23 protein-coding genes are annotated in these 24,774 nt (G+C 66.6%); 14 read left to right on the top strand and 9 right to left on the bottom strand.

The annotated features are described in order from the left end of the window. Positions 1 to 134 precede the first annotated feature (134 nt). The 10 genes from DZC73_RS05745 to DZC73_RS05700 all read left to right on the top strand — a co-directional run bounded on the left by DZC73_RS05745 (position 135) and on the right by DZC73_RS05700 (position 12,414). A complete protein-coding gene (locus DZC73_RS05745) occupies positions 135 to 1,160 on the top strand; it encodes a LacI family DNA-binding transcriptional regulator (RefSeq protein WP_124539195.1) in 1,026 nt (341 codons plus the stop codon). Between the two features lie 277 nt (positions 1,161 to 1,437). Beyond that, a complete protein-coding gene (locus tag DZC73_RS05740; RefSeq protein WP_235834998.1) occupies positions 1,438 to 2,682 on the top strand; it encodes an ABC transporter substrate-binding protein in 1,245 nt (414 codons plus the stop codon). A gap of 93 nt (positions 2,683 to 2,775) precedes the next feature. After that, entirely contained in the window at positions 2,776 to 3,807 is a 1,032-nt protein-coding gene (locus DZC73_RS05735; RefSeq protein ID WP_124539193.1) for a carbohydrate ABC transporter permease, read from the top strand. A 3-nt stretch (positions 3,808 to 3,810) separates the two neighbouring features. Beyond that, positions 3,811 to 4,716 carry a carbohydrate ABC transporter permease gene (locus DZC73_RS05730; RefSeq protein ID WP_235834997.1) on the top strand — a complete coding sequence of 302 codons (906 nt, stop codon included), beginning with the start codon at positions 3,811 to 3,813 and terminating at the stop codon, positions 4,714 to 4,716. 16 nt (positions 4,717 to 4,732) lie between these two features. Beyond that, positions 4,733 to 5,821, top strand: coding sequence for an ABC transporter ATP-binding protein (locus tag DZC73_RS05725; RefSeq protein WP_124539192.1), 1,089 nt, complete (start codon positions 4,733 to 4,735; stop codon positions 5,819 to 5,821). A gap of 37 nt (positions 5,822 to 5,858) precedes the next feature. Then, positions 5,859 to 6,815, top strand: coding sequence for an AraC family transcriptional regulator (locus DZC73_RS05720; RefSeq protein WP_124539191.1), 957 nt, complete (start codon positions 5,859 to 5,861; stop codon positions 6,813 to 6,815). A 157-nt stretch (positions 6,816 to 6,972) separates the two neighbouring features. Then, complete coding sequence (locus DZC73_RS05715) at positions 6,973 to 8,403, top strand: glycoside hydrolase family 16 protein (RefSeq protein WP_161974465.1); 1,431 nt, start codon at positions 6,973 to 6,975, stop codon at positions 8,401 to 8,403. Between the two features lie 61 nt (positions 8,404 to 8,464). Then, positions 8,465 to 9,277: a hypothetical protein gene (locus tag DZC73_RS29960; RefSeq protein ID WP_124539189.1), complete on the top strand. Its 813-nt coding sequence runs from the start codon at positions 8,465 to 8,467 to the stop codon at positions 9,275 to 9,277. A 35-nt stretch (positions 9,278 to 9,312) separates the two neighbouring features. Beyond that, on the top strand, positions 9,313 to 10,014 hold the full coding sequence (locus DZC73_RS05705) for a family 16 glycosylhydrolase (RefSeq protein ID WP_124539188.1): 702 nt from the start codon (positions 9,313 to 9,315) through the stop codon (positions 10,012 to 10,014). A gap of 840 nt (positions 10,015 to 10,854) precedes the next feature. After that, the gene (locus DZC73_RS05700) at positions 10,855 to 12,414 is read left to right on the top strand and encodes a methyl-accepting chemotaxis protein (RefSeq protein ID WP_161974464.1); all 1,560 of its coding nucleotides are present in this window, start codon (positions 10,855 to 10,857) and stop codon (positions 12,412 to 12,414) included. A 71-nt stretch (positions 12,415 to 12,485) separates the two neighbouring features. Here DZC73_RS05700 and DZC73_RS05695 read toward each other — a convergent pair whose 3' ends face one another. Continuing rightward, complete coding sequence (locus tag DZC73_RS05695) at positions 12,486 to 13,184, bottom strand: hypothetical protein (RefSeq protein ID WP_124539186.1); 699 nt, start codon at positions 13,182 to 13,184, stop codon at positions 12,486 to 12,488. Between the two features lie 84 nt (positions 13,185 to 13,268). Between DZC73_RS05695 and DZC73_RS05690 the strand changes: the two genes are divergently transcribed. After that, on the top strand, positions 13,269 to 13,733 hold the full coding sequence (locus DZC73_RS05690) for an EVE domain-containing protein (protein WP_124539185.1): 465 nt from the start codon (positions 13,269 to 13,271) through the stop codon (positions 13,731 to 13,733). Positions 13,734 to 13,754: 21 nt separating this feature from the next. Here DZC73_RS05690 and DZC73_RS05685 read toward each other — a convergent pair whose 3' ends face one another. The 8 genes from DZC73_RS05685 to DZC73_RS05650 form a co-directional block, all read right to left on the bottom strand. Continuing rightward, the gene (locus tag DZC73_RS05685; RefSeq protein WP_124539184.1) at positions 13,755 to 15,323 is read right to left on the bottom strand and encodes a hypothetical protein; all 1,569 of its coding nucleotides are present in this window, start codon (positions 15,321 to 15,323) and stop codon (positions 13,755 to 13,757) included. Positions 15,324 to 15,327: 4 nt separating this feature from the next. After that, positions 15,328 to 15,657, bottom strand: a complete 330-nt coding sequence (locus DZC73_RS05680) for a hypothetical protein (protein WP_124539183.1) — start codon at positions 15,655 to 15,657, stop codon at positions 15,328 to 15,330. Positions 15,658 to 15,747: 90 nt separating this feature from the next. After that, positions 15,748 to 16,506 carry a ribonuclease T2 family protein gene (locus tag DZC73_RS05675; RefSeq protein WP_124539182.1) on the bottom strand — a complete coding sequence of 253 codons (759 nt, stop codon included), beginning with the start codon at positions 16,504 to 16,506 and terminating at the stop codon, positions 15,748 to 15,750. A 67-nt stretch (positions 16,507 to 16,573) separates the two neighbouring features. Beyond that, on the bottom strand, positions 16,574 to 17,092 hold the full coding sequence (locus DZC73_RS05670) for a tetratricopeptide repeat protein (protein ID WP_124539181.1): 519 nt from the start codon (positions 17,090 to 17,092) through the stop codon (positions 16,574 to 16,576). Continuing rightward, positions 17,089 to 19,101: a bifunctional 2',3'-cyclic-nucleotide 2'-phosphodiesterase/3'-nucleotidase gene (locus DZC73_RS05665; RefSeq protein ID WP_407924090.1), complete on the bottom strand. Its 2,013-nt coding sequence runs from the start codon at positions 19,099 to 19,101 to the stop codon at positions 17,089 to 17,091. The genes DZC73_RS05670 and DZC73_RS05665 overlap by 4 nt, the downstream gene beginning before the upstream one ends. A gap of 112 nt (positions 19,102 to 19,213) precedes the next feature. After that, on the bottom strand, positions 19,214 to 19,891 hold the full coding sequence (locus DZC73_RS05660; RefSeq protein ID WP_124539179.1) for a flavin reductase family protein: 678 nt from the start codon (positions 19,889 to 19,891) through the stop codon (positions 19,214 to 19,216). 99 nt (positions 19,892 to 19,990) lie between these two features. Further along, positions 19,991 to 20,860, bottom strand: a complete 870-nt coding sequence (locus DZC73_RS05655) for a DUF2145 domain-containing protein (protein WP_124539178.1) — start codon at positions 20,858 to 20,860, stop codon at positions 19,991 to 19,993. A gap of 38 nt (positions 20,861 to 20,898) precedes the next feature. After that, positions 20,899 to 21,360, bottom strand: coding sequence for a hypothetical protein (locus tag DZC73_RS05650; RefSeq protein ID WP_235834995.1), 462 nt, complete (start codon positions 21,358 to 21,360; stop codon positions 20,899 to 20,901). 220 nt (positions 21,361 to 21,580) lie between these two features. Between DZC73_RS05650 and DZC73_RS05645 the strand changes: the two genes are divergently transcribed. The 3 genes from DZC73_RS05645 (at position 21,581) to DZC73_RS05635 (ending at position 24,757) form a co-directional block, all read left to right on the top strand. Further along, positions 21,581 to 22,018, top strand: a complete 438-nt coding sequence (locus DZC73_RS05645) for a hypothetical protein (protein ID WP_124539177.1) — start codon at positions 21,581 to 21,583, stop codon at positions 22,016 to 22,018. Between the two features lie 103 nt (positions 22,019 to 22,121). Continuing rightward, positions 22,122 to 22,550, top strand: coding sequence for a helix-turn-helix domain-containing protein (locus DZC73_RS05640; protein ID WP_124539176.1), 429 nt, complete (start codon positions 22,122 to 22,124; stop codon positions 22,548 to 22,550). Beyond that, positions 22,547 to 24,757: a VIT domain-containing protein gene (locus tag DZC73_RS05635; protein ID WP_124539175.1), complete on the top strand. Its 2,211-nt coding sequence runs from the start codon at positions 22,547 to 22,549 to the stop codon at positions 24,755 to 24,757. The genes DZC73_RS05640 and DZC73_RS05635 overlap by 4 nt, the downstream gene beginning before the upstream one ends. Positions 24,758 to 24,774: the final 17 nt, after the last annotated feature.

The raw sequence follows: 24,774 nt of genomic DNA, 5'->3' as shown, positions 1-24,774 counted from the left end.
GCAAGCGCTTGCAACAACGTCGCCTAGCGATTCTTGCGAAACCGCCAAATCTTCGCGTTTTACCTAGGTGAATGCCCCGTTCTCGTGCGCGATTACGACATGATCGTTGGCGAGACAAGCGCTATCATCCACGGATGTCGATCGAAAGCAACACTGTCACCTTGGAAGAGGTGGCGCGCCTGGCCGGGGTGTCCACCAGCACCGTCTCGCGCTACCTCAGCGGCACCCACCAGGTGTCCAGCGAGAAGAAGGCCGCCATCGATAGCAGCATCAAGCGCCTGAACTACCGGCCCAACCTGGTAGCCCGGGGCCTGGCCAAGGGGCGCACGATGACGGTGGGCGTGCTGACGCAGGAAATCGCGAGCTCATTCTTCAATGAGGCAATGCGCGGCGTGGAAGATGCGCTGGCCAGCCACAACTACGAAGCCATCTTCGTGAGCGGTCACTGGAACAAGGTGGAAGAGGAGCAGCGGCTGCTGTCGCTGATCGGGCGGCGGGTGGACGGTGTCATCCTGCTGGTGGCCGACCTCGACGACGAGATCATGGACCGGCATGCCCAGGGCGTGCCCATGGTGCTGCTGGGTGGCCAGTCGGCCTCCATGCGTGTGCATTCGCTGGGCTTCGACCACTACAGCGGCGCTCGCATGGCGGTGCAGCATTTTGTCGAGCTGGGTCACCGGCGCATCGCGTTCATCAGCGGTCCGCAGGGGCGGCACGATGCCGACGAGCGTTTGCGCGGCTACCGCGAGGCGCTGGAGGCTGCGGGCATTCCCTATGACGAACGCCTGGTGGCCAACGGCGGCTATGTGGAAACCGGTGGCGTGACCGCCATGAACACGCTGCTCGACCGTGGACTGCCCTTCAGCGCGGTGTTCGCGGCCAACGACGACTCGGCCTACGGCGCCATGCTGGCCATGTACCGCCGCGGCATGCGCGTGCCCGATGACATCTCGCTCATCGGCTACGACGACCTGCCGCATTCCTCGTTCTCGCTGCCGCCGCTCACCTCCGTGCGGCAGCCGCTGCGCGACCTCGGCCGGGAGGCCGCGAGCGCGGTGGTGGCCTTGATCGAAGGCCGCAAGCCGCCGCGCGCGACGGTGGCGATGCTGGAGCTGATCGTTCGCGAATCGACGAAGGCGCTGCCGGTCGGCTCGAACTGAAGGTTGGGGGCCATGTCCCCTTCGGGCTGAACCCGCCGGAATCTCCACATCCGGGTTTGCACGGCCCTCCTGCACAACCTCCGGACACTCCGTGCAAGCCTCGTGATACCGCTTGCATGCCATTTCTCACAAACCGCAAGATCCGCTAGCTTTCTTCAGGGTTCCCCCCGACGCGGCATCCAAAATCTCCTCCCTACACTGCAATGCAAGCGCTTGCATGAACCGGGTCAAGAAAGCAGGTTCGAAGGCGCCGACCGCCCACCATGAGGAGAACACAGTGAAATTCACATCCAGGCTCACGCTCGTTGCTGCCCTGCTGGCCACTGCCGGCTTCGCCCACGCCCAGACGGTGCTGACCGTGGCGTCCTTCAAGGACCTCGACCGCTCCGTGCAAGCGGCCATCCCGCTGTACAAGAAGGTTCACCCCGAGGTGGAGATCAAGCTCGTGGCGCTGGGCTACGGCGACCACCACAACGCGATGACCACCGCACTGGCCACCGGCGCCAACCTGCCCGACGTGATGGGCATCGAGATCGGCTTCGTCGCCAAGTTCGCCGAAGGCGGTGGTGTGGAAGACCTGTCCAAGCCGCCCTACAACGCACTGCAATACAAGGACAAGTTCTTCAAGTTCGCGGTGGCCCAGGCCACCAGCCGCGGCGGCATCTTCGCCGCCATGCCGGCCGACATCGGCCCGGGTGCGCTCTTCTACCGCAAGGACCTGATGGACAAGGCCGGCGTCACTGAAGCGCAGCTCACCAAATCGTGGCCCTCGTTCATCGACGCGGGCAAGACGCTCAAGGCCAAGACTGGCTCCTTCCTCATCCCGCACGCCTCGGCCATCAAGGACATCATGATCCGCTCGGGCCTGAAGGACGGCGAGGGCATCTACTTCGACGGCAAGGGCAAGGTGCTGGTGGATTCGCCGCGCTTCGTGAACGCCTTCGAGACCGCCAAGCAGGCACGCGCCGCCGGCATCGACGCCAAGATCGGCGCCTGGAGCAACGAGTGGAGCGAAGGCTTCAAGCGCGGCACCATCGCCTCGGAAATGATGGGCGCCTGGCTGGCCGGCCACCTGAAGAACTGGATCGCACCGGACACCAAGGGCAACTGGCGCTCGGCCGGCATTCCCGGCGGCGTGAACGCGTCGTACGGCGGCAGCTTCTACGCCATCCCCAAGGGTGCGAAGAACAAGGAGCTCGCCTGGGACTTCGTGAAGTTCATGACGACCAACAAGGAAGTGCAGATCGCTGCCTTCCGAGAGCTGGATGCCTTCCCGGTGCTGGTGGATGCCACCAACGACGCCTTCGTGTCGCAGCCCATCGAATTCCTGGGTGGCCAGAAGGCGCGTGAGCAGTGGAAGGCCACCGCCGCGAAGATTCCCGCGACCGAAGTCGACAAGCTCGATCCGGTGGCGCAGGAAGTGGTGAATGCCGAATTCGACAAGGTGCTGGAACAAGGCAAGGACGTGAAGGCCGCGCTCGCCGACGCCAAGAAGGCGATCGAGCGCCGCATCCGCCACTGACGGCTGGGCACGCGGCGCCCTTGACGTGAAGTCACGGGTGCCGCGTGAACAAACAGTCCGCAGCAGTCCATAACACACACCACCGAGCCGCTCATGTCCGCTGTCCTTGCTTCCAACGGCACGCCGCCGAAGGGGCAGAAGAAGCGCCGCCTCAAGCCGTGGCAGTTCATGCCCTACGTCTTCGTCGCGCCCTTTTTCATCCTCTTCATCGCGTTCGGCCTCTTCCCCCTGCTGTTCTCGGCCTACGCCTCGTTCTTCCGCTGGGAATTGACCGCGGGCATCGGCAGCATGAAGTGGGAAGGCTTTGGCAACTACGCCTTCGTCCTGCAGCTCAACGACCTGCCCTGGGGCCGGTTCTTCTCCGGCGAGTTCTGGAGCGAGCTGTATTCGCGCGACTTCTGGCGCGCCATGTACAACACCTTCTGGCTGGGCTTTGCCTCCGGCCTGCCGCAGCACTTCATCGCCGTGCCGCTGGCCTTCTTCATCCACACCAAGTTCCGCCGTGCGCGCAACCCGGTGATCGCGATGTACTTCCTGCCGTACATCACCAACACCGTGGCCATCACGCTGGTGTTCTCGTCGCTGTTCTCGCGCGACTTCGGCGTCATCAACCAGGTGCTCACCGGCCTGAATCATGTCGAGGTGTTCGGCATGCATCCGCTGTCGTGGATATTCCCGGCGCAGAACATCGATTGGGGACGTCCGGAATACACCCGGCCCATCGTCGCCTTCATCGTGTGGTGGCGCTTCGTGGGCTGGAACACCGTGCTGTACCTCTCCGCCTTGCAGACCATTCCGAAAGACCTCTACGAAGCCGCCACCATCGACGGCGCCGGCCTGTGGCAGCAGTTCCGCTACATCACCGTGCCGCTGCTGCGTCCCATGATGCTGTTCGCCGTGACGCTGACCATCATCGGCAACCTGCAGCTGTTCGAGGAGCCCTTCATCCTCACCGGCGGCTCCGGCGGCGTGGGCCAGGTGGCCGAGACCGTGGCCATGCAGATGTACAAGGTCGGCCTCACCGATGGCGACTTCGGCACCGCATCGTCGGTGGCCTGGCTGATGTTCATGGTGATCGCCGCGCTGACGTGGCTCAACAACCGCACCCTCGGGCGCAAGGAGTAAGCCATGGCCGCCACCCAACTCTCCGTGCCGGCGATGGCCGTCCAGCCCTCGGCGCCCGTCAAGCAGGCGCGTTCGAAGAAGCGCAGCGTCAATCCGCTGCAATGGCTGCCGTACGCCGTCATCCTCGTCGGCGCGCTCATCATGCTCGCGCCGTTCTACTTCATGTTCGTCTTCGCGACGCACACGAACACCGACATCCTCTCGGTGCCTCCGCCCCTGTGGTTCGGCTCCGCGCTGATGGACAACCTGCGCGAGCTGGTGACGCTGCGCCCGCACTTCTGGCACAGCGTGGGCCTGTCGCTGTGGATCGCCTTCGCGGCCACGGTGCTGAACCTGTTCTTCTGCTCGCTGGGCGGCTATGCGTTCGCGATGTACGACTTCCCCGGCCGCGAGAAGCTGTTCGGCGCACTCATGGCCACCATGCTGCTGCCGGCCTTCGTGGGCATGATCCCCTTCGTGCTGCTGATGAAGGAGTTCGACTGGCTCAACAGCACGCGGGCGCTGATCATCCCCGGTGCCTGCTCGGCGTTCGGCGTGTTCATGATGCGCCAGTACATCGGCTCGGCCATCCCGCGCGAGCTGGTGGAGGCCGCCCGCATGGACGGCTGCGGCGAGTTCGGCATCTACTGGCGCGTCGTGGTGCCGCTCATCGGCCCGGCCATGGGTACGCTGGGCCTGGTGACCTTCATCGGGGCCTACAACAACTTCGTCGGCGCGCTGCTCGTGATGAGCCGCATGGAGATGTTCACCGCGCCGCTGGTGCTGCGCTCGCTGCAGGGCACGGGGCAGACGCCGTGGGGCGCGATCAGCGCGGGATCGGCCATCACCGTGCTGCCGCTGCTGGTGCTCTTCGTCCTCTATTCACGTCGCCTCATCGAAGGCCTGACCGCTGGTGCCGTCAAGGGCTGACCAAGGAAGCATTCAAATGACTCATCTCGTTCTCAAGGGCGTCGAAAAACAATACGGGACCGGTCCCCGCGTGCTGCATGGCATCGACCTGCGCATCGAGTCTGGTGAATTCATGGTCTTCGTCGGCCCCTCGGGCTGCGGCAAGACCACGCTGCTGCGCTCCATCGCGGGGCTGGAAGACATCACCGCCGGGCAGATCTTCATCGGCGACGAAGAAGCGCAGGAGCTGCCGCCGGTGCAGCGCGGCGTGGCGATGGTGTTCCAGAGCTACGCGCTGTACCCGCACATGACAGTGGCCGAGAACATCGGCTTCGCGCTGAAGTTCACCAAGCTGTCAAAAGACGAAGTGAAGAAGGCCGTGCAACGCGCGGCCGAGGTGCTGCAGATCGTGCCGCTGCTCGGCCGCAAGCCCAAGGAGCTGTCGGGCGGCCAGCGCCAGCGCGTGGCCATCGGCCGCGCGATCGTGCGGCACCCCAAGGTGTTCCTGTTCGACGAGCCGCTGTCCAACCTGGACGCCGCCTTGCGCGTGCAGATGCGCATGGAGCTGGCCAAGCTGCACCAGGAGCTGGGCACGACCATGGTCTACGTGACGCACGACCAGGTCGAGGCGATGACGCTGGGCACGCGCATCGCGGTGTTCAACGCCGGACGCATCGAGCAGGTGGGCCGGCCCATCGACCTGTACCGCAGTCCGCGCACGCAGTTCGTCGCCGGTTTCCTCGGTTCGCCCAAGATGAGCTTCCTGCCGGCCATGGCGCATGGCGAAGGCAGCGGCCTGCGCGTGTCGCTGGGCGATGCGGGCAGCGTGTACCTCCCGGGGCAGAGCCTGGCCACGCCGCCGGGCGAGGTGACCCTGGGCGTGCGGCCCGAGCACTTCAGCTTCGCGCCCGAGGGCGGTGGCCTCAAGGCCAGGGTCGACCAGGTCGAGCACCTGGGCGACTGCGACATCGTCTACACCCGCGTGGCCGGCCTGGCCGAGCCCGCGGCGGTCAAGCTCGCGAGCGGCGCACGCACGCTCGCGACAGGGGAGGTGGTGTGGCTCAAGCCCGAGTCGGGGCAGTGCCACTTGTTCGACCGTGAAGGGCGCGTGGTCAACGCGCGCTGAAGAGACACACGGCGCTTTTCCACCCAGCGAGGTCCGCATGAACACGCCAGCTTTATCCCCGGCCCTGGCGCCGGGACGTGTCGCCACGCTCCAGCCCATCCAGGCCGAAGTGCTGCCGCCGACCGGGCGCACGCGCGAGCATCCGGCCTTGCGCAGCCATCACCTGCGGCGCATGGAGCAAGTGCTGGACCACATCGAGACGCACCTGTCGGAGGACCTGGGCCTGGAAAAGCTGGCGGATCTCGCGGCCTTCTCGCCCTTTCATTTCCACCGCCTCTTCCTCGCCTGGACGGGCGAGACGCTGAAGGAATTCGTGCGGCGCCGCCGCCTGGAATCGGCCGCGGGGCGGCTGCGGCACTGTCCCAACGAGAAGGTGACTGCGGTGTCGCTGAACTGCGGCTTCGCTTCGCCCGAAGCCTTTGCCCGCGCCTTCCGCGAGCACTTCGGCATGACGCCATCGCAGTGGCGCTCGGGCGGATGGATTGGCTGGCGCACGCCTGCAAACGATTGCTGGCGCACGAAGCACTTCCGCGTGGAGGTCAAGCGCATCGAGGCGCGCGAGGTGCTGTACATGCGCGAGCGCGGCGACTACGCCAGCCATGCGCATTCCCTGTGGCTGCGCTTCATTCCCTGGGTCGACAGCCTGGGCCTGGGTGGCCAGCCGCTGATGTCGGTGGGCCTGGACGACCCGTCCATCACGCCTGCATCGAACTGCCGCATGGATGCCTGCGTTGAACTGCCGCAGGAATGGAACGACCCCGGCCTTCGCACCATGCGACGCCAGCTGCCCGCGCAATGGGCGGCATGCCTGAAGTTCGACGGCCCGGCCGCGGACATCGGCGGCGGTTGGGAGGCGCTGCTCAACGAGTGGCTGCCCGGCTCGTCCTTCCGCCTCGGCGAGGGCCACTTCTTCGAGCGCTACGACCGCCGCGAGGGCGCACCCGGCGGCGAGCGCGTGAGCTGCGAACTGTGCATGCCCGTCGAGCCTGCGTGACCCGCGGACGCCGGGATTCATCCGGACGCAGCCGCTGAGGCTTGTGTCGAAAACGCCATCCATCGCCGGTTCAGGCGCACGGCGGACGACGGTGGCAGGAAGGGGACAAAAGATGAACGCTCGCCGATTGTTGGGGGCTGCGTGCGCGGCATGGTGCATGTCGCCAGTCTTCGCAGCCGACGGACCGTCCATGGTGTGGGCGGAGTTCAGGTCGGCCTCGGTCAGCACCTCGGGGGCGCCGGTGAATGCCATCGCGCTCGCGGAGAAGCCGGGCGATGTCTCGTCAGAGCCGCTCGTGTTGGCAGGATCGGCCGTGAGGGTGGCCGGCCGCATCGCCCGCGGCCAGGGCAGCCAATGGAGCACGCTGGGCTTGGCGGTGCCGGCCAATGCGGCCAACACCGCGGTCAACCTGTCGGGGTATCAGAGCCTGCGCATCCGTCTCGCGTCGAACGCGGCGCGCAACCTGCGCATCCGCCTCAAGGGGCCGGATGTGAAGACGCAGAAAGAAGGCTGCTATCCGGTGGTGTTCCAGCGCGTCGCGGCGTCGGCCGAACTGGAGATTCCGCTGGAGGCTTTCGAGCCGGAGCCTTACTGCGGTCCTCGCGGGGCCAGCATCGCGCAGACGCTGCCGGCCGTGGTGCAGGTGGAGGTGACGGCCAATGACGCTGCCGACGAGCCGGTGATCTTCGACGTGGGTCGCATCGAATTCGTGAAGACCGGCGCGACAAGCCACCTGGCGTCGGCCGCCCCGCCACCCCCGGCCTCGGCATCGCGGCCGGCGGCCTGGAAGCTGGCCTGGTCGGATGAATTCAACGCACCCTCGGGCGCGGGCATCGACGAGAAGCGTTGGCTCAACAACAAGGTCCCGGGCACCACCGTGCCGGTGCATGACGGCAACGGTCACCTGGTGTTGACGGCACCGTTCAGCATGCAGATGCGCTATCCGGCGGCACTCACGCATGGGCGCGTGGAGTTGCGCGCCAAGCTCCCGCTGTCGTCCGCCGTGCGGGTGTCGCTGCGCGGCGCGCCGCTCACCGCCTTGAACTGGCCGGAGGAGGGTGAGATCACGCTGCTGGACAACGAAGGGGCCGACACCCACGTCGGCGTCTATGCGCCGGGCATCGACGAAGACGCGGCCTACCAGGCGGCCTTGTCCACCGCGCAGTTGCAGGATGGCTTCCACACCATCGTGCTGGAGTGGGACCCGAAGCAACTGCGCTGGCAACTCGATGGAGCCACGGTGAAGACGGTGGCCATGGCCGACATGCCGCCGGCGGCCCGCGAGTCCTTCGAGCACTGGCCCTTCCTGCTGCGCATCGAGATGAACGCCGGCTCGACGACGCCATGGGTCGTGGACCACCTGCGGGTGTTCCAGAACGATGAGCTGGCGGCGGCTCACCGTGCGCGCATGGCCCCCTGGCTGGCTGCGCACGGCAAGGGGGATGCGGTGCTTGCGGCTGCCGCGCCCAGGCCCGCGGCCAAGCCTGCGGCCCCGCGCCGCGCGGCGCCGACCGAGGCGCCTGCGCCCGTCACGCGGCGGGTCGTGACATGTGAACGGAACAAGTTCGGCTTGATGATGTGCTACTGATCTGCGACAGGGCGATCGCAAGAACGGCTAGGCCCAACGCAAGGAAGCGACTGCGTCGGCCATGTCCCAGGAACACCATCTCCTGGCCACATCACAGGAGACAACAGTGGACCAGCAGCAGTTCTCGACCCGTTCCCGCGGCACGATCGCCGCGCTTTTCAGTGCGGTGATGTTGGCCGCATGCGGCGGTGGCGGTGACAGTCCGGCCCCAACGCCGGCGCCGACACCTACACCCGCACCTGCACCCGCACCTGCACCCGCACCCGCACCTGCACCCGCACCCGCACCTGCACCTGCACCTGCACCTGCACCTGCACCTGCACCTGCGGACACCGCCTTCGCCACGCCGACCTCCGCCACGGCCACCAGCGAGTCAGGCGCGGTCCAGTCGTACAGCTTCGCCGAGAAGAGCGCGCAGCTCACCTCGGGCACGCTGAGCTATGCATCGGGCGAGGTGAGCTACAGCACCACGCTGGCAGGCGCGCAGGCCTATGCGGGCGCGGCCATCCGGCTTTACGCGCCGAACAACACCGGCTCGCTGCCGGCCACGACCTTCGATGCGAGCAGCTTCACCAAGCTGAAGATCCAGCTGCGCTCCAGCACCGACGCCGTGCTCACCATCAAGCTGCAGCCCAACCCGGTGGCGGGCGACGGCTGCACGGCCACGGCGCAGGCCATCGTCAACTCGACCACGTCCGAACTGGTCATCGACTTGAACGACACCAGCTTCCCCTTGCCCGATTACTGCAACGGCACCGGCAGCAAGGTGGCCACCGTGAAGGCGGGTCTCTATGCGATCGACGTCGTCAACTCTGCGACCACGACCGGCACCCACGACTTGAGCGTGGGCACCGTGAAGCTCGCGACGCACTGAGACGTCCACACACAACAACGCAAGGAGACAAGACCATGACCTTCAACACCATCGTCCGCGCCGCATTGGCCGCAGGCGTGATTGCTGCATCGGCGCCGGCCCAAGCCACGAACTTCTTCGACGGCTTCGACGGAACGGGCGGCCCCAACGGCAGCGTGTGGGAGACCGCCACCTGGTTCAACGGCGACATCTTCGGCTGCACATTCGCGTACAGCGAGGTGTGGCTCACGGGCTGGGGCGCGCTGGACCTGAACGTGAACGGCAGCACCGCCAAGTGCGCGGAAGTGCGCACCTGGCAGAGCTTCACCTACGGCAAGTTCGTCACGCGGCTGCAGCCGGGGATGATCGCAGGTGGCGACAGCTCGTTCTTCCTCTACACGGGCACGGCGGGCACGTCGAACCACTTCGAAGTCGACCTGGAGTTCATCAACGCGGGGCGCACGCTGCACACGAACGTGTGGGTGGCGGGCAAGCAGAACTACCAGCAGTTCGCCATCGCCACCGGCTGGAGGACCATCGGCTTCGAATGGCGGCCGAGCTACATCCGCTTCTTCCATGTGAACGATGCGGGGCAGGAGCAGGAATTCCGCCGCGTGAACTCTGCGATTTCCGCGCCGATGCGGCTGATGCTGAACCACTGGGTGGGCAACAACTCGGCCGGCGCCAAGGGCTTCGTCGGGACTTACTCCGGTGGGGGTGGGCCGGCCTACTACGACTGGGTGAAGGTCACGGATTGAACTGAGCTGAACCGGAAGCCACATCACGAGTGAGAGAGCGTGAGGTGTTGGCCGTCGCGTGGTTGTCTGCGCGACGGCCTCTTTTTTTGTTGTTGCCTCATTGGTCTGGTTGATCCGCGGCAGGCGGCATGGGCCAGGGGCAGCGGCTGTGGCGGTCGGCCTGGGGCCGACTGCGCTGTGCTGCTCGCACCGAGGGGTGCACGGGGAAACTCCCGCCGCGCCCCTGCGGTGCGCTGTGGTCAGACAGTCCCCGTGAGTCAGAAGACGAAGCGTGCTGCGCACGCCACCCCTCGGTGCTGCGCTGCTCGCCGCCACAGACGCAGCCCCTGGCCCATGCCGCCTGCCGCTCAAGTGGTGAAGGCTTGGCTCGACGAGAAAACCCGAAGTCACAACAGCAAAGGCGTGGGTGGGCTGGCTGGGGCGCGCATCAGGAAGCGGCGAGGAGCGCAGGCTTCATGGGCGCGCGCGCAGCGCGCTTCGTCTTCTGACTTGCCGCAGCATGTTTGAACGCAGCGCACCGCAGGGGCGCGGAGTGAGTTCTGCGGCAGCCCATGAAGCCGAGCACCGCAGCGGAGTCGGCCAACGGCCGACCGCTTCCGCCGCGCGCCCCAGCCAGCCCACCCGCGCCTTTGCCCCACCCCAATCTGCCAAAAACCGCACAGTGCGCTATTCGGAAACCGTTTCCACCCTTCAGCGGTTTAAGGAAATTCTTCCCAAACGAGAGCAACTTTTCCCCACCTATTCCGCCAATCGGCACTCAAGCACCCAGGCACCATGCCGATAAGGTCTGAGCAGTATCGGCTCCGTCCGAGCCCCCATTACCTTTTCGAGATCATTGGCATGCTTTCCAACCTCAAAGTCGGCACCCGCATGGGTCTTGGTTTTGGCGTGATGCTCCTGGCGGCGGCACTCATGGCCGCCGTGGCCTTGTTCGAGTTCGCCCGCTTCAAGGGCGAGTTCGACCATGTGGCCCTTCGCACCGTGCCTTCGCTCGAGTCCTTCTCGGCCATGGACCACGACCTGCAGGAAATCCGGCAGGCGCAGTTGCAGATCATGATCGAGTTCGACATGGAGATCCGCAAGAAGCAGCTGGCTCGTGCGGCCAATGCCTTTGCGTCGCTCTCCAAGCACCAGGCCGACCACAAGGCGTTGATCCATGATCCGCAGTCGCTGGCGCTGTGGCAGGCCATGGATGAGAAGCTCGCTGCATCCAAGGCGGCCTTCGACAAGCTGCAGCCCCTGGCGCTTGAAATGTCCAAGGCGCAGGACCTGCGCGGCGTGGTGACCGGCGAAGCCGCCACCGCCGGCGAAGGACTGAGCCAGGCCGTGCAGACCGCCTCCGCGCACAACGTCAAGCTGTCGCGCAATGCGGTCGAGCAGGCGCACAACTCGTACAACGCTGCACTGGTGGTCATCCTGGCCGTCACCGCGGCCATGGTGCTGGGCGGCGCGGCCATCGCGTTCACCATCACCCGCGCCACGCTCAAGCCGCTGCGCGAAGTCATCGATGCCGCCGCCCGCGTGGCCAGCGGCGACCTCTCCAACGACATCCGCCCCGAAGGCAACGACGAACTCGCGCAGCTCATGCGCTCCTTCGCCACCATGCAGGACGGCCTGCGCCGCATCGTGACGGAGATCCGCCAGTCCAGCGAGATGGTCACCAACGCGGCCAGCGAAATCGCCAGCGGCAACCAGGACCTGTCCAGCCGCACGGAACAGCAGGCCGCGAACCTTCAGCAGACCGCGGCGTCCATGGGCCAGCTCACTTCCACCGTGCAGCAAAGCGCGGGCACCGCCAACGAGGCCAACCAGATGGCCATCGGCGCGGCCGAAGTGGCCGGCCGCGGCGCCGAGGTGGTCGACCAGGTCGTGTCCACCATGGGCCAGATCAGCGCGTCGTCGGCCAAGATCGGCGAGATCATCAGCGTCATTGACGGCATCGCCTTCCAGACCAACATCCTGGCGCTGAACGCCGCGGTGGAAGCCGCGCGTGCCGGCGAGCAGGGCCGCGGCTTCGCGGTGGTGGCCGCCGAAGTGCGGTCGCTGGCCCAGCGCAGTGCGCAGGCCGCCAAGGAAATCACCCAGCTCATCCAGGAAAGCGGCCAGCGCGTGGAAAGCGGCTCGCGCCTGGTGGATGACGCCGGCAGGACCATCCAGGAAGTGCGCCGCCAGATCCAGCACGTCACCACCATGGTGGGGCAGATCCACACTGCCACGGCCGAGCAGTCCGACGGCATCGTGGACGTGAACAAGGCCATCGGCCAGCTCGATGAATCCACCCAGCGCAATGCGGCGCTGGTGGAAGAGGCAGCGGCTTCGGCGGAGAGCCTGAAGGACCAGGCCCGCACGCTGACGCAGCTGACGCAGTCGTTCAAGCTGCCTGCGACGGAAGCAGTCTGAGCGGGTTCATTGCGTCAGATGACAAAGCCGGCGCCGATGGCCGGCTTTGTTCCTCGAAGGAAGCTGCCGGCCTACTTCGCGTGGGCCGCGCGTGACGCGCGCCCGTAGCATGACGACTTCTCAGCCGAGCCGCAGGTGAGGTAGCTGTTGCCACCATCCTCGAAGCTCAGCACGGTGTAGCTCGTTTTGTGCAGTTCGGTCAGGCCGCCCATGCAGTCGGGCTGGCCGTTGGAGCCCAGCGTCGTGCGCAGCATGGCGTGCTGCTCCTGCCGATTCATCTTCATCAGCCCATAGGCCGCATCCAGCCGCTCGCTGCCGCTTTCGACCAGCGCCGTTCCGTCGGCCCGGTACTCGTGCGTCTCTCGGCAGCGACCGTCGTTGGATGTCCATTCCCAGCGCCCCACGAGCGGTGCTGTCTGCACCGGGCTCGCGGGCTGGGGCAGCGTGATGGCCGACGACGTGCCGCTGCCGTTGTCGTAGATGTCGCTGGCGAGGACCGAGCTGCCGTTGTTGAAACGCAGCACCGTTCGCCCTTTGGCATTGAAAGGCTTGCCATCGCGGAACTCGCCCTGCAAGAAGGTGCCGTTCGACGAGGTCAGCGTACCGGTGCCCTGGGCCCTGCCGTTCGTGCATTCGCCCGACCAGTGGGTGATTTCACCGGCGCCTGGGTAGGGAACGGCCACCTGGCAGCCGGTCGCGGCGTCGGTGACGAGTTCGGCATGGGCCTGGCCAAAGGCCAGAAGAATGAGTGGGGCGAGTCGGATGAGCATGCGCAAATCATATCGACCCACCCTCCTGACACTCCCTGACAGCAGCCGCTCCTAGCATCCCTTCATCAACACGAGGAGCTTGCGATGAACGACCTGCTGACCATTCCCGACTCGGCCCGCTGCTGGGTCGCCGTCGCTTCCGCCGAACACGTGCGCCGCGGCCGCCGCGAAGGCTTCATGCAGGTCTGCCACGGCAAGGGCGGGCCGCTGCGGCGCATCCACCCCGGCGATCGGGTGGCCTACTACTCGCCCACCGTGACCTTCGGCGGCAAGGACCGCCTGCAGGCGTTCACCGCTGCCGGCGTGACGCGCAGCCGCGACCCCTACCAGGCCGACATGGGCAACGGCTACTGCATGTTCCGCCGTGATGTCGACTGGTTCCGCGTGCACGAGACGCCCATCGCCCCACTGCTGGACGAGCTGAGCTTCTCGCGCAGCAAGACGAACTGGGGCTACGTGCTGCGCTTCGGGCTGTTTGAGGTCACGCGCGACGACATGGGCCTCATCCTTGATGCGATGAGTTCCGCCGATTCGATACTGGCGGCCTGACGCGAGCCGAAGTGACCGCGATCAAGCCTGGCCGCGGTCGTCAAAGCGGATTTCGTCGAACGAACTCATCCGCTGCACGACGTCCAGCCGCGGATGGCGTGCCATCTCGAAGCGGCTGGCCAGCGATCGCTCATCGGTCATGGGAAGGTACTGGTTGCCGAAAGTCTCGAAGACTGCGTCCGGCGACCACACGGCAGCGGCGATTTTCTGGCAGGCCGTCGCGAAGCCGCGGTAGACGTGGGGCAGTCGGGCTTGGTCCCGGACGAACACGGCATCTTCGCCGTAGTACGCCTTGGGCACGGTGAACGGCGCGTAGACCCAGATCTGCGTCCCTTGCATTTGCGGTGGCAGCGTCGCGACGAACGCAGGGTAGGGCGGCATGGCGGGAACCTCGGTCATCACGGCGTGAACGAACCCGCCGCGGGCGAGGATGTCGACCTGGTCGAACAGCCGGGAGCGCATGGTTGCTTGCTCAACACCTTGATCCAGCGCCGCTTGCGCCTCGTCGGACTGCCAGTACCGCCTGAACTCGTTGATCGCCTGGCTGGACAGCGCAAAGGTGCCGGCAAGCGTTGCGGCGATGAGGCCGGGCAAGGCGCTCGCCCGGTAGGCATATCGGCCATACGGAAAGTCCGCAGCGCCGCCCGTGCCGCTTGCAGGCGTGTTGTCCGCAATGATCCGTACCAGCTGGTTCATCAGCAGGTCCTCGAACACCTGCAGCAGTGTCTGGACAAGGGCACCGGGCGGCACCTGGTTCTCCAGGCAGAACGCCGTGGCGAACAACAGGCCATGGAGGTCGGCGACCAGTTCCTCCGTCGCGGCGAACTCGATCCTTGCCAGCGCAGGCAGCAGTTGCGTACCCCGCGACGCACTCTTGAGGTACTCGCCGGCAGGGCCGATCGTGTACTCGGACGATGGCTTGACGATGGCGTGAAGCTGGCTGTACGTTCCCTCCAGCCCTTCCCACAGATGCTTGTGGACGATCGTGTTGGCAGTTGCCCGAAGCTGCGCCGCACGGTCCGACGAGCGCACGACGTGATGGCCGATTTCGTGGCCCACCACGAAGTGCGCGGCGATCGGGATGGCATGGCGAGCCTGGAGGTCGAGCCCGAGTTCGCCGTCGTCGCTTCGGTTCACGAGGATGCGTTGGGGGCGGTCGATGGCGGGAAAGCTGCGGCCCAGCTCGGCATGACGATGCAGGTCCCAATGCGCCCGCTGGCAGATGGCTGCCGCTTCGCGCCATCTTGACTGCTCGAGGCATCGCTCGGCTGCACGAAGCATGAGTTCGGTCTGGACAAAGATGGGCAACTCGTCGCTGAACCTCAGCGACTGCATCCAGCCCAGGGCATTGATGTGTTCGTCGTCCAGCACGATGAGGCCGAAGGCCCCGATGCTTCGGTACTCCGTGATCCGTTGGACGGTGCTGACCACGGTGATGTGCAGCGAGTCGGCCCCGTCGTCGATGGACTTCAGCCAGCGCCATGCACGGCGTGCGAGCTGCCGCGCATCGCGATGAACCGCAAACGCAGGCACACGCCCCTGCCGAGCCAGGTGGGCGCGGATGGGCTTGCGCAAGCCCAGACGTTCCATGTGCCTACTTGATCGGAATGCCGGTGCTCTTGATGGCCTTCAGGATCTTGACGATGTCGTCGGGCGAGATGTTCTCGAACTTGACCTTGCCGATCTGCACGGTGGCCTTGCGCTTGGCCAGAAACCCGAACATCGCGGTGAACACCGTGACGACACGGGGTGCAAGTTTCAGGACCCACTCCGCCACCGTCGCGCCGTCGAACCGTTCGATGGTGTCTCTCGGAGGCAGCGCGGCGGATTCTTCCGGCACGAGCAGCTCCGCGGCCTCGGCCCATGCGGCCTCCAGGGCCTGGGCATGCTCTTCGGGGAGGTGGATGGAGAGTTCGATGTCCATGTCGTGAACTCCGGGCGGTGGGCGGATCTTCGTACTCCGATGACGATCCCCGATCCAGCATTCGCCGGCCGGGGATCGCGAGGTCAGCGGTCAGCGGGAGGCGCCCGCCGCGTCGATCGCCACCGAACCCCAATCGCACAGCTGCGTGGCCGATGCCGGATTGATCGGCTCGGCCAGGTGCTGCGCTCCGATGCGCGAGGGCATGGGCGAGGGCAGGTTCAGGTGGATGCGAACCTCGGCGAGCAGTTGCTGGCCGTTGCGCGAGTCGCAGATGAACTCCACCGCGTCGCCGGCGCCGCTGCCCAGGTCCTGCTCGACGGCGGCGTAGAGGTCGTCGAGCATCACCGTGCCGCCGACGTTGCTGGCCACCAGCCAGCGCAGGTTGCCCGCGTTCACGCCGGCGAGCAGCGACAGCGCGTTGGAGAAGTAGGTCTGCTGCGACAGGCCAGAGCAGGTGCCGTGCTTGGTCCACTCGTGGCGCTCCAGGTACGACTGGGTACCGGGCATCTTCTGCTTGAGGTCGGTCCAGGTCGACGAACTCAGCGAGACCGCCGGCAGCTGGTTCCAGCGGTTGGAGGTGTCGTAGGACTTGTTGGTCTTGCTCACGCCGCAGTAGGACCCGCTTTGCGGCCACAGGCCGTGCAGCGTGAAGTGCGACGCGTCGAAGCGCGTGGACGTGGCCGTCTGGCATTCGAGCTTGGTGGGCTTGGTCTCGCAGAACTCGGGCTGCCAGCTGAGGGCCAGCAGGTAGTTCTCGGTGCCGGCCTGCGCATGGTTGGCGCCCAGGGCGCCAACCATGGCGGCCGACAGGACGAGGCCGCGGCGAAGCGATGCAATCGAAAGGCTCATGAGGTCTCCTGGTTGAAGGAGCGTGCATTCCACGATGAGTGCGTGACGATGTGGTGATTGCCCCTGGCTACGGCAATGTTCTTGGATGTTTCAGCGCGTGCTCCGCTTCCATCAGATAGCGGTCGGCTGCCGCTGCATCGGGTTGCACGCCGAGGTCGCCTCGGCGATACGCCATCGCGAGTTCGAAGTTGGCTTCGGGATGTTCCTGCTCGGCCGCGCGCTCGAACCACTGCCGCGCCTGCAATACATCAGCGGGGCCGCCTTCGCCGTGCGCCACCATTTGTCCCAGCATGAACTGGGCATCGGCCAGGCCTTTCTCCGCGGAGAGGCGCAGCCATCGGCGAGCCTCCACCGCATCGCCCTTCAGGCCTGCCGCGCCTCGCCGATGCAGCAGGCCCAGGTGGAATGCCGCTGCGGCCGAACCATGCTCCGCAGCCCGCTGAAGATGCTCGCGTGCAGCCAGCGCGTCGGCCGGCTGCTGCGCAGCGTTCGCCAGCAAGGCCTTGCCCGCGGCGAGCTCCATGGCCACGTCCGGCCCGCAGCCTGCCAGCAGGCCCAGGACGAGCAGGCCGGCGAACCGCTTCACTTGCTCAGGTCGATGGCGTAGTCGGCCAGGCCCTTGCCGCTGCCATCGTCGTTGTTGATGCTGCTCACGTTGGCCAGGCCCGCCGCGGTCGCCAGCGTGAGCTGGTTGGCGGCAGACTTGAAGGTCACGCGGCCGGCCGTCGCCACCTTCGTGAAGCTCCAGCTGCGGGCCGATCCATTGCTCACCAGGCTCAGGGTCTTGGCGGCCTTGATGTAGTTGATGAGCGCATCACGGTTCGCATCGGGCGAGGCATAGATGGTCTTGCTGCCGTCCAGGCCCGGGAAGCTGCCGCCGCCGCTGGCGCGGTAGTTGTTCGTCGCGACGATGAACTCCGCATTCGGGTCGATGGCCGTGCCCTTGTACGTGAGGTTCTTGATGCGGCTGCCCACGGCTTTCGTCACATCGATCTCGTACTTGAGGTCGGTCGAGGTGAACATGTCGAAGTTGTAGCCGGGGAAGCTGCTCACCAGCGCCTGGTCGGCAGTCGCCGCGGGGTCGATCTGGTTGAAGCGCTTGGCTGCGGTCTCCAGCCATGCCTGGACGTCGCTGCCCTTGACCTTCACCGCGTACACGGTGTTCGGGTACAGGTAGAGATCGGCCGCGTTGTTGATGGCCACGTTGCCCGAGGCCACGTCGGTGAAGTCGTTGCCGCCGCCGAAGCCGCTCTTGAAGGGCGCGCTCACCGACAGCACCGGCAGCGCCTGGTACTGCGGCAGGTTGGCGGCGATGTAGTCGGCGACGTACTTCGCCTGCGCCTGGTTCACGATCTGGATGGCCGAGACATCGCCCACGTCCGCGAAATAGGTGTTCATGCGGAAGTCGGTGCTGCCGATGGGCGTCTTCACGTAGGCGATGGTGGCGTTGTGTTCGGTGTCGATGGCCGTGGCCACGCTGGCATCCGCATCCACGTAGGTCTTGTCGGCGTTTTGCGTGGAGCGCGCTTCCACCGTCGTCTTGCCGGTGTCCACCGTCCACTTGCCACTGGCATAGGCCAGTTCCATCTTGATCACGCCCAGGTGCTTGCCCCAGAAGTTGGCCATCACCGTGGGCACGCCGTTGACGGTGCCCGTCGCCTTGTCCACGCCCGGCAGGTTGAACTGCGGCACGGTGCTGGCGGCATTCGGGAAGATCTGGTGCGAATGGCCGATGAGCATCGCGTCGATGCCGGCGACCTTGGACAGGTGCCAGTTGCCGTTTTCCATGTCCGGCGCGTAGGTGCTGTTGTCCAGCCCGCCGTGCGAGATGGCGACCACGATGTCGGCGCCCTTGGCGCGCATCTCGGGCACGTACTTCTGCGCGGTCTCCACCAGGCCTTCGGACTTCACTTTGCCGTCCAGCCAGCGCTTGTCCCAGGCGAGGATGGTGGGCGGCGTGAAGCCGATGATGCCGATCTTCACCGGCACGTTCACCTTGCTGCCGTCGGGCTGCGTCGCGGTGAAGGTCTTGGTGATGATGCGGTAGGGCTGGAACAGCGGCGCGCCGCTCTTGAGGCTCGTGATGTTGGCCAGCACCTGCGGGAACTTCGGACCCGCGCAGGCTGCACCGGCCGTCACGCCGTCGACGTTGAACTGGCTGCCCGTCACCTGGTTGAGGTAGGACAGGCCGTAGTTGAACTCGTGGTTGCCGATGCCCGCGCCGTCATAGCCGATGGTGTTCATCACCTTGTAGACGGCCAGCGTGTCGGAGCAGGCCACCGGGTTCACCTGCGCCTGGTAGTCCGACAGGGCGGTGCCCTGGATGGTGTCGCCGTTGTCCAGCAGCACGTTGTTCGGGAATTCGGTGCGTGCGTTCTTGATGAGCGTGGCCACGCGCTCGAAGCCGATGGACTTGTCCTCGGCGAGCTTGAAGTAGTCGTAGCTGCGCACGTTGGTGTGCAGGTCCGTCGTCTCCAGCAGCGCGAAGGTGGTGCGCGTGCCGTCGGGCAGCGAAGGGGTGTCGTCGCTGCCGCCGCAGCCGTTCAGGGCGAGTGCGGCCAGCGCGACCAGGGTGAGGTTGAGGCGCAAGGGGATCTCCGCGGTTCTTTGGAAAACGGCGGAGTATTCCGAGCCTCGATGAATGCGGCGTGACACATCGGCGTTATGCCCGACGCGTGTGCGAAAGACAGTGACGCCGTGTATCCACTCAGGCCATTGCCGCCATTCGCGCACGGTCCACGTCGGGGCTGCGGTACACCGCTTCCGCAATCGTGGAGAGCGACGAAGCATGCAGCTGCTGTGGTGCGAGGCCGTAGAACTTCTGGAAGCTCATGATGAGCGGGCGCCACTTGTCCGGGTCCACGTGGTCGGGTCGGTCCTTCATCAGGATGGAGGGGTGCAGATGCACCCGCTGCACCCGCACCTCGATGTTGAGGATGCGTCCGCGCTGCATCTCGTCGTCATCGGCGATGTGGTGGATGGCCTCGACCACGGCTTCCATCTGCACCGGGCATTCGCGGATGCGCGGTGCGTCGACGGTTTCCGATTCCTGCGGCGTGAAGCCCGACGCGGCGAACTTGTCGTGCACGTGGCGGTAGCCGCGCGCCGCCTTGAACGCCGGCACCGGGTTGGAACCGGTGGTCAGCGCCAGCCGGTTCACCTGCGCCACCTCGTGCTGCGACGGCAGGTTCAGCACGCACTGCCGCTCGCGCCGCAGGTTGTAGGCCGTCTGCGACGATGCACCGAGGCCGAGAACGCAGCGCCAACCCAGCCAGAAGGCCGATGACATGGGCGCGAGGTTGGGCGTGCCGTCTTCGTTCATCGTGCTGATGACGACCACCGGCGTGCCGAAGTAGAGGATGTTGGGTTCGCTGTGTTGGTGCATGGGAGCCTCTGCAAGGTGAAGTGATGGGCTTCACTGTGCAGGGCCAGGCCCGCGGCGTCTGGCCGCTTCCGGACACGTCGTCTCGCCCGCCCGGGTGTGTCAGTCCAGCGCGAGCACCGTGTCCTCGGGCCCGGGCACGCAGCCGTCGCCGATCGGGTCCCAGCCGCGATGGATCACCATCTGCCGGCCGGCGTGGCAGAACTCCACGCGTCGCGCCTCGGTCAGCCTGGACTGCACGAAGGACTCGATCGACGAGGGCATGCTGATGCGAAAGCGCGCCTGCTCGACGTCCTGCGGCGGATGGTCGTCATGGTGCACCCAGGGCACGAAGTGGCCGGCCAGCACCAGCCAGCGCGACACGTCGAAGGTGGTGGGCGCATAGTGCTGCGCCATCAGCCAGGACTGCGCACCGGCTCGTGCATCCTCGGGCAGCAAGGCGGGCTCGCTCCATGCGGCGGCCAGCAATTCCGCCGTCCACTGGTTGCAGTTCTGGTAGCGCGTGCTGAACGGATACGCGTTTGCGCTGTACGTGCCGCCCAGCAGCGCGAGTGCCAGCCGGTCGTCGAGGGCCGCGCGTTCCAGCGGCGCGGCTGCTTCCTGCGGCAGGAAGACGATGGACACGAAGCCCAGGCCGGGATCGTCCGTGCCCATGAGGAAGCCGGCGATGCCCTGGTCGTAGACGCGAGGCCGCTTCTCGTCACAGGCGTAGTACAGCTGCCGCACCGACCACGGCGTGTTGCCGCTGGCCTTCAGGCTCACGCCCGCATGCGAGTAGCGGACGCCGAAGCGGCTCAGGTCGAGGCCCGAACGCGAGACGATGGCCACGCTGGTGCCCGACGCATCCAGCTCCTTCTTGATGAGCGCGCCCATGCGCAGCAGGGTGTCCTGCTGCTGCGGGCTCATCTCGGCCGGCTTGTCGCAAAAGCGGGTGACGCCGGCTTCACAGGCGCCTGCGCCAGCCAGCGCCATGCACGCCAGCGCACAGCGCGCCCACGCGCGCAGGACGCTCAAAGCGCGACGGGGCGGGACTGGAGTTCCTTGAACCACTCGTCGGCCAGCACGAGGAAGAAGGGCTTGTCGTCGTGCAGGCTGGCGAACTCGTAGCCGTAGTCGCGGGTGCGCGCCGTCACCACGCCGCCCACGCGCACGTGGCCGCGTTCCACCGCTTCTTGCGGCAGCAGCAGCACGAACTCCTTGTCGCCGGTGGTCGTGCCCATGGCCTGCAGCTTCATGCGCACCTTGCCGGCTTCATCGGGCACCGCGGCCATCTCGATGACCTTGTACTCGCCGTCAGCCACCTTGTTGTCGGAGGAGCTGTCGCTGGAGCGCTGGAAGGAGCCGGAGATGCTGCCCACCGAGGTGGTCACGCTGTCCGAGGCGGACGAGGCGGCGGAGCTGGCGGCCAAGGCCGGCGCGCTCAACGCGAGGGCCAGGGGCAGGGCGGCGAGAAAGCGGGTGGTGTGGTGCATGGCGTGGTCGTTGGGGATCGAGGCGAACGATGGTAGCCATTGCGAATGTGTCGTGCGTGTCTGAATGTGCGTGGCCACCGAGGTTTTTGGGTCAGCCCGATGTCAGTTCAGGCCGGAAGTTTTCACGCCATTTGGGCGAATGCCGCGCAATTTCAGGACGCTTCAGCCCGTGGCGCGCGCCGCTCTCCAGAATCCAGCCATCAAGTTTGGATAACCACGCGTGAGCACGACGTTCCCCCTCGCCCTGGACTACAAGACCGCCGATTTCGAAGTGTCGGGGTCCCGCCCCATGCGCTTCCGGCTCGGGCAGAGCGCCGACGTGGCCTTGTGGCTGGACGATCTGGATGCGCACGTGGCCTTCCTCATCATCCCCTCGGGCCGCCCGGCCACGCTGGATGAACCCCAGGAACCGGCCACCGCCCTGCGCTGGCTGCTGGACATGCTCAAGAAGACCCAGCTGCAATGGGAGCTGGCCCGCGCCCACGTGCCGCACCAGCGAGAGGTGATGCACGGCGTGTGCGTCTTCGACGTGCCGTTCGCGCTGGTCGATGAGTGGCTCATGTGGATGGACCAGGACGCGGCCGTGCAGGCCACGGGGTCGGGCAACGTGGTGCTGCGCTCGCACCCGGCCATCCGCACGCGGCACGACCTGGACTGACCGGGCCTGCGGCCACGAACTCAGCCGCCGAGCGCGGCTTTTGTTTTGCCCCGACGATTTAAAGACAGTTGACTGTCAATAAATAGTGTCGTTAAATGGGTGCATGTCCTCTGCTGACGACACCCCCCGCCATTCGCTCGAATCCCTGGCCATGCTGGCCGGCCTCACGCCGCGCACCGTGCGCTACTACATCCAGCAAGGCCTCGTGGACCGGCCGCTGGGCGAGAAGCGCGGCGCCTACTACGGGGCCCGCCACCTGGAGCAATTGCTGCAGGTGCGTCGCTGGGTCGATGCCGGTCTGAGCCTGGAGCGCATCGCCGAGCTGATGGCGGGCGCGCCGGACGATCCCGCGCCGCGTGTCGCCAAGCCGGGCAGCGTCGAAGTGTGGAGCCGCGTGACGCTGGCGGATGGACTGGAGCTGCACCTGGAACCCGGGCGTGCCGGGCTGGGTGCTGAACAGGTGCGCCGTCTGGTGCGGCGCATCACCGAGGCGTACCGGGATGTGCGCTCGAACGACAAGGAAGACTCATGACCCATCAGGAATTCGGCCTGCGCCACATCGCAGGCGGCACCGCCGCCGCACCCGTGCTGCAGCACGTCACCGCGCAATGCCGGCTCGACGGCCTGCTGCTGGACACCACCGTTCGCCAGGCCTACCGCAACACGTCGAAGGACGTGCTGGAAGTGGTCTATACCTTTCCGCTGGCCCCGGGCGCGGTGCTGCTGGGCTTCAGCGTGACGCTGGCCGGCCGCCGCCAGGTGGGCGCCATCGTCGAAAAGGTCCAGGCGCAGCAGCGCTATGAGGAGGCGATGGAGTCGGGCGACGCGCCCATCCTGCTGGAGCGTTCGGGCGATGGGCTGTGCACGGTGAACCTCGGCAACTTCAAGCCGGGCGAGGAAGCGGTGATCGAATACCGAAGCGGCGAGCTGCTGGCAGTGGAGCAAGGCCGCGTGCGCATCTGCATTCCCACCACCGTGGCGCCGCGCTACGGCGACCCGCTGCGGGGTGGCCAGCTGCAGCCGTACCAGGTGCCGGAGGCCTCCCTGTCTGCGGAATACGGGCTGGCGCTCACGCTCGACGTGGATGCGCAGTGGGCCAAGGCGCCCATGCACTGCGCGACGCATCGCGCCACCTTCGCGGCGACCGAAACAGGCGCGCGCCTGAGCCTGGGCGACCGCGCCTGGCTGGACCGCGACGTGGTCATCACGCTCGATGCGCCGTCGTCCGGCTCACACCTGCACCACGCGGCCGATGGCTCGCAGCAGGTCGTGCTCGCTTCGTTCCAGCCGGCGAACGCCTTGCCGCCGCGCGAGCGCATCGACCTCAAGCTGCTGGTGGACTGCTCCGGGTCCATGGCCGGCGACAGCATGCAATCGGCCCGCGTGGCCCTCGCGCAGGTGGTGCGCCAGCTGCGCGAGGACGACCGCTTCAGCTACAGCCGCTTCGGGGACCGCGTGCACCACGGCTTTCGCCGCATGGCGACGGTGAAGCCGCATCACCTCGCGATGTTGCAGGCCATGATCGCGGTGACGCAGGCCGACCTCGGCGGCACGCAGATGCTGGCGGCACTGGAGTCGACCATCGCCTTGCGCGGCACGGCTGAACAGGCGGACATCCTGCTCATCACCGACGGCGAGGTGTGGGATGCCGAGCCGATGATCTCCGCCGCAGCGGCGTCGAAGCACCGCATCTTCGCCGTTGGCGTGGGTGCCGCGCCGGCGCATTCGCTGCTGCGCCGCCTGGCCGAGGCCAGCGGTGGCGCCTGCGAATTCGCGACGCCGGGAGAAAACCTGGAAGCCGCGGTGGACCGCATGTTCGCGCGCATCCGCCAGCAGTCGATGCGTGACGTGCGGGTGCAGTGGGACGGTGGCGCCGCGCCGGATTGGGTCACCCCGTTGCCCGGCAGCGTGTTCGCCGGCGACATGATCCATGTGTTCGCCGGGTTCTCGCACGGGCTTCCTCGCACGGCGACGCTGGTGAACAGTGAGCGAGCGCTGGCGGAGGGCTCGCCGCCGGTGTCGGCCGACAAGGGCGACGCCTTGCCCCGCATGGCGGCCGCGTCGCGCATCGGCCCTGCGTCTGCTGACGAAGCCTTGTCGCTCGCATTGCGCTACCAGCTGCTGACGGATCGGACGAACTTCCTCGTCATCCACGAGCGGGCGGAGGCGGACAAGGCCACGGAGATGGCGCAACTGCACCAGGTGGCGTCGATGCTGGCGGCGGGTTGGGGTGCTGTGGGGTCCGAACGCGCACGCGGCATCGCCATGGCGGCAGGCGCGGCGGCCATGCCGGCGCCCGCCGGTGGTATGCGCATGGCCAAGCTCGCAGCGCGGCCAAGTCCGATGCTCAGCCGTGCACGCTTTGATGCGCTCGATGCCAGCCCGATGGAGATGGGGCGTGCAGCGCCGGCGGCCAGCGGCCAAGCCGATGCCGACGAGGTGCTGCGCGCGGCCGTCGCCTTCCTCTCGCAGGGACGCCAGGGTCGTCTTGCCGATGCCATGGAGGCTTTGAAGCCGGACGATGCTGTCATGCACGCCATCACGGCTTTGCAGGGGTTGGGCCTCGACCGCGACACCGCCTGGATGCTTCTCGTGCGCTGGCTCGCCGAGCAGCGTGCGATGGACCTGGACGATGCGGCCGAAGATGCGATGGAGCACGCACTGGACGGCGTGTCCGCGGAGCAATGGCAAGGCGCCATCGTTGCGCTGGCCGACGCGCTGGACCCCGCACGCGCCTGATGCGCGGGGCCACGACA

This window comes from Rhizobacter terrae (assembly GCF_003852895.1).
Classification (GTDB): Bacteria; Pseudomonadota; Gammaproteobacteria; order Burkholderiales; family Burkholderiaceae_C; genus Albitalea; species Albitalea terrae.
Note: the sequence above shows the minus strand (reverse complement) of the source record. Positions and strands in the feature narration are given on the sequence as shown.

Coding starts and splice junctions, on each gene's coding strand:
- DZC73_RS05745 (WP_124539195.1), top strand. CDS start 135: ATGTCGATCGAAAGCAACACTGTCACCTTGGAAGAGGTGGCGCGCCTG.
- DZC73_RS05735 (WP_124539193.1), top strand. CDS start 2,776: ATGTCCGCTGTCCTTGCTTCCAACGGCACGCCGCCGAAGGGGCAGAAG.
- DZC73_RS05730 (WP_235834997.1), top strand. CDS start 3,811: ATGGCCGCCACCCAACTCTCCGTGCCGGCGATGGCCGTCCAGCCCTCG.
- DZC73_RS05725 (WP_124539192.1), top strand. CDS start 4,733: ATGACTCATCTCGTTCTCAAGGGCGTCGAAAAACAATACGGGACCGGT.
- DZC73_RS05720 (WP_124539191.1), top strand. CDS start 5,859: ATGAACACGCCAGCTTTATCCCCGGCCCTGGCGCCGGGACGTGTCGCC.
- DZC73_RS05715 (WP_161974465.1), top strand. CDS start 6,973: ATGTCGCCAGTCTTCGCAGCCGACGGACCGTCCATGGTGTGGGCGGAG.
- DZC73_RS29960 (WP_124539189.1), top strand. CDS start 8,465: ATGTCCCAGGAACACCATCTCCTGGCCACATCACAGGAGACAACAGTG.
- DZC73_RS05705 (WP_124539188.1), top strand. CDS start 9,313: ATGACCTTCAACACCATCGTCCGCGCCGCATTGGCCGCAGGCGTGATT.
- DZC73_RS05700 (WP_161974464.1), top strand. CDS start 10,855: ATGCTTTCCAACCTCAAAGTCGGCACCCGCATGGGTCTTGGTTTTGGC.
- DZC73_RS05695 (WP_124539186.1), bottom strand. CDS start 13,184: ATGCTCATCCGACTCGCCCCACTCATTCTTCTGGCCTTTGGCCAGGCC.
- DZC73_RS05690 (WP_124539185.1), top strand. CDS start 13,269: ATGAACGACCTGCTGACCATTCCCGACTCGGCCCGCTGCTGGGTCGCC.
- DZC73_RS05685 (WP_124539184.1), bottom strand. CDS start 15,323: ATGGAACGTCTGGGCTTGCGCAAGCCCATCCGCGCCCACCTGGCTCGG.
- DZC73_RS05680 (WP_124539183.1), bottom strand. CDS start 15,657: ATGGACATCGAACTCTCCATCCACCTCCCCGAAGAGCATGCCCAGGCC.
- DZC73_RS05675 (WP_124539182.1), bottom strand. CDS start 16,506: ATGAGCCTTTCGATTGCATCGCTTCGCCGCGGCCTCGTCCTGTCGGCC.
- DZC73_RS05660 (WP_124539179.1), bottom strand. CDS start 19,891: ATGCACCAACACAGCGAACCCAACATCCTCTACTTCGGCACGCCGGTG.
- DZC73_RS05655 (WP_124539178.1), bottom strand. CDS start 20,860: ATGGCGCTGGCTGGCGCAGGCGCCTGTGAAGCCGGCGTCACCCGCTTT.
- DZC73_RS05650 (WP_235834995.1), bottom strand. CDS start 21,360: ATGCACCACACCACCCGCTTTCTCGCCGCCCTGCCCCTGGCCCTCGCG.
- DZC73_RS05640 (WP_124539176.1), top strand. CDS start 22,122: ATGTCCTCTGCTGACGACACCCCCCGCCATTCGCTCGAATCCCTGGCC.
- DZC73_RS05635 (WP_124539175.1), top strand. CDS start 22,547: ATGACCCATCAGGAATTCGGCCTGCGCCACATCGCAGGCGGCACCGCC.